Below are 3778 nucleotides of genomic sequence, written 5' to 3'. Positions count from 1 at the left end.
CCCACGGACTGCTGACCGGCCGCACCGCCCTGGTCACCGCCGCCGCCGGTACCGGCATCGGCTTCGCCACCGCCCGCCGCCTCGCCGAGGAGGGCGCGCGTGTCGCCATCAGCGACCGCCACGAACGCCGCCTCGCCGAAGCCGCCGAGCGGCTCGCCGAACTCACCGGCGAGAAGCCGCCCGCCGTGGTCTGCGACGTCACCGCCCAGGACGACGTCGACCGGATGTTCACCACCGCGATCGCGGACCTCGGCCACCTCGACATCCTCGTCAACAACGCGGGGCTCGGCGGCACCGCCGACATCGTCGACATGACCGACGAACAGTGGTCCAGAGTCCTCGACGTATCCCTCGGCGGCACCTTCCGCTGCACCCGCGCCGCGCTGAGGCACATGGTCCCGCGCGGCACGGGAGTCGTCGTCAACAACGCCTCCGTCGTCGGCTGGCGCGCCCAGCGCGGCCAGGCCCACTACGCGGCGGCCAAGGCCGGCGTGATGGCCCTGACCCGCTGCGCCGCCGTCGAGGTCGGACGCTCCGGCGTACGGGTCAACGCCGTCGCCCCGAGCATCGCCATGCACCCCCACCTCGCCAAGGTCACCACCGCCGAACTCCTCGACAGTCTCGCCGCCGACGAGGCCTTCGGCCGCGCCGCCGAGCCCTGGGAGGTCGCCGACGTCATCGCCTTCCTCGCCAGCGACTACTCCTCCTACATGACCGGCGAGGTCGTCTCCGTCAGCAGCCAGCGCGCCTGAGCGGCCGCGCCCGCCCGCCGCCACCAACACCCCACCAGGAGCCAAGACATGGGCGCAGAGATCGTCAGGACCGGAGTCGACGAGCGCGGCGTCGCCGAGGTCGTCGTCGACTGCCCGCCGGTCAACGCCCTGCCGGTGGCGAGCTGGTACCGGCTCGCCGAGGCACTGACCGGACTGGGCCGCGACGACCGCGTACGGGCGGTGGTGCTCCGCGCCGAGGGCCGCGGCTTCAACGCCGGCGTCGACATCAAGGAGATCCAGGCCGACACGGGCCACTCCGCGCTGATCGGCGCCAGCCGGGGCTGCTTCGCCGCCTTCGCCGCCGTCTACGACTGCGCGGTCCCCGTCGTCGCCGCCGTCCACGGCTTCTGCCTCGGGGGCGGCATCGGCCTCGTCGGCAACGCGGACATCGTCGTGGCCGCCGAGGACGCCGTGTTCGGCCTGCCCGAGGTGGACCGGGGCGCCCTGGGCGCGGCCACCCACCTGTCCCGGCTGGTGCCGCCGCACAGGGCGCGCGCCATGATGTACACCTCGGCCACCGCGACCGCCGCCGAACTCCACGCCTACGGCTCGGTCCTGGAGGTCGTGCCCCCGGAGGAACTGCGCGACCGGGCCCTGGCCGTGGCCGCCTCCATCGCCGCGAAGAACCCGGTGGTGATCCGCGCCGCCAAGGAGGCCTTCGCCGGCATCGACCTGTGGGACGTGAAACGCAGCTACCGCTACGAACAGGGCTTCACCTACGAACTCAACCTCTCCGGTGTCGCCGGCGAGGTCCGCGACACCTTCGGCCGCGCCGGCACGGAGGACTGACATGGACCTCACCTGGAGCGAGGAGGACGAGGCCTTCCGCCGGGAGGCCCGCGCCTGGCTGGAGGCCAACGTCCCCTCCCGGCCGCTGCCCTCCGGCGACACCCGCGAGGGATTCGCCGCCCATCTGGACTGGGAACGCAAGCTGTTCGGCGCCCGCTGGGCCGTGGTGTCCTGGCCGGAGGCCCACGGCGGCCGGGACGCCTCCCTGTGGCAGTGGCTGATCTTCGAGGAGGAGTACTACAGGGCAGGCGCCCCCCAGCGCGTCACCCAGAACGGCATCTTCCTGCTCGCCCCCGCGGTCTTCGAGTTCGGCACCCCGGAACAGCAGGGCCGCATCCTGCCCCGGATGGCCGCCGCCCAGGACCTGTGGGCACAGGGCTGGTCCGAGCCCGGCGCCGGCAGCGACCTCGCCGCCGTCCGCAGCCGCGCCGTCCGCGACGAGCGGGCCGGCGGCTGGCGGCTGACCGGCCAGAAGACCTGGACCACCCGAGGCGCCTTCTGCACCCACCTGTTCGGCCTGTTCCGCACCGACCCCGAGGCGGAACGCCACCGCGGCCTCACCTACTTCCTGGTCCCGCTGGACGCCCCCGGCGTCACCGTCCGCGGCTTCGAACGCCTCGACGGCGACGAGGGGTTCGCCGAGGTCTTCCTCGACGAGGTCTTCGTCCCCGACGCCGACGTCCTCGGAGACGTCGGCCAGGGCTGGTCCGTCGCCATGGCCACCACCGGCTCCGAGCGCGGCCTGACCCTGCGCTCGCCCGGCCGCTACCTCGCCGCGGCCGGCCGGCTGCTCGACCACGCCCGCGGCCTGCCCGGGGGGCCCGGCACCCACCGCGACCGCGTCGTGCAGGCCTGGATCGACGCCCAGGCGTACCAGCTGTTCACCCTGGAGCAGGTCACCTCCCTCGCCGAGGGACGCCGGCTGGGCGCCGAGTCCAGCCTCAACAAGCTCTTCTGGTCCGAGCTGGACATCCGGCTGCACGAGACGGCCCTCGATCTGCTCGGCCCCGAGGCCGAGACCGACACACCCTGGAGCAGGGGCTTCCTCTTCTCCCTGGCCGGCCCCATCTACGCCGGAACCAATGAGATCCAGCGCAACATCGTCGCCGAGCGGCTGCTCGGCCTGCCGAGGAGGTGACCGCCGCCGTGCGCTTCGTGACGGCCGAGACCGACGCGGCCCTGGCCGCGGCCGCCGAGGGTCTGCTCGCCAAGGAGGCCGGACCGGACGAGATCCGTGACGGCTGGCCCGGCGGCCGCACCGAACGGGTCGACGACCTCTGGCGGAAGCTCGCCGAAGCCGGCGTGACCGCCACCCTCGTGCCGGAGTCCGCCGGGGGACTCGGACTGGACGAGAACGCGCTGCCACCACTGCTGACGGTCCTGGGCCGCTCCGGCCTGCCGGTGCCCGCCGCCGAGACGGTCGCCGTCGCCGCCCCGCTCCTCGCGGCGGCCGGTGCCCCGTCGCTCGACGCCGTACTCGCCGGACGGACCCTGCTCACCGCGTCCCTCGCGGACCACGCCTCCGGGAACCCCCCGGTGCCCTTCGCGGCCCGCGCCGGCCTGCTGGTGCTGCGCAGCGGCGACAAACTGCGGCTGTACGAGCGCGAGGAGGTGAGCACCGAACCCGTGGGCGCGGTCGACGGCTCCCGCGCCCTGGCCCGCGTGACCGCCCCGGCCGGTGGCGGACGGCCGCTCGCCGAGGGACCGGAGGCACTGGACGCGGCCCGGCGGCGCGGCGTCCTGGCCACCTCGGCCCTGCTCGTCGGCCTGGCCGAGCGGATGATCGGACTGACCGTCGGCCATGTGAAGGAACGCCGGCAGTTCGGCGTGCCCGTCGGCTCCTTCCAGGCTGTCAAGCACGCCCTGGCCGACGCCGTCCTCGCCACCCGCTTCGCCCGCCCCGCGGTGTGGGCGGCCGGCTGGGCGCAGGCCACCGGCGACCCGGAGGCGGCCGTGCGCACCTCGATGGCCAAGGTGCTCGCCTCCGACGCCGCGCGCCTGGTCGCCCGTACGGCGATCCAGTGCCACGGAGCCATCGGCTACACCACCGAGTACGACCTCCATCTGTACGCCAAGCGGGCCTGGGCACTGGCCGCCGACTGGGGCGGCCCGGCCGAGCACCGAGACTTCGTCGCCCGCGAGCTGGACCTGACGGGAGTGGAACGAACGTGACCGAGCCCCGCGTGCGCCCGGAACCCCCCGCGCCCCCGGAACCC

Annotated in this window: 4 protein-coding genes; all 4 read left to right on the top strand. The window is 74.5% G+C overall.

Annotation, left to right across the window (positions count from 1 at the left end):
- Window positions 1–752 (top strand): SDR family oxidoreductase (locus GUY61_RS35940; protein ID WP_166634498.1); only part of this gene is annotated, 752 nt, incomplete at its 5' end.
- Window positions 753–800: 48 nt separating this feature from the next.
- Complete coding sequence (locus GUY61_RS35935) at window positions 801–1562, top strand: enoyl-CoA hydratase family protein (protein WP_166634497.1); 762 nt, start codon at window positions 801–803, stop codon at window positions 1560–1562.
- 1 nt (window position 1563) lies between these two features.
- Complete coding sequence (locus GUY61_RS35930; RefSeq protein WP_166634496.1) at window positions 1564–2700, top strand: acyl-CoA dehydrogenase family protein; 1137 nt, start codon at window positions 1564–1566, stop codon at window positions 2698–2700.
- Entirely contained in the window at window positions 2697–3734 is a 1038-nt protein-coding gene (locus GUY61_RS35925; protein WP_313897018.1) for an acyl-CoA dehydrogenase family protein, read from the top strand. Before GUY61_RS35930 ends, GUY61_RS35925 begins: the two co-directional genes overlap by 4 nt.
- The last annotated feature ends 44 nt before the right edge of the window (window positions 3735–3778 follow it).

Origin of the sequence: Streptomyces sp. GC420 (assembly GCF_009916105.1) — a bacterium.
GTDB lineage: Bacteria > Actinomycetota > Actinomycetes > Streptomycetales > Streptomycetaceae > Streptomyces.
The sequence above is the reverse complement of the archived record's forward strand: the minus strand, read 5'-3'. Positions and strand labels throughout refer to the sequence as shown.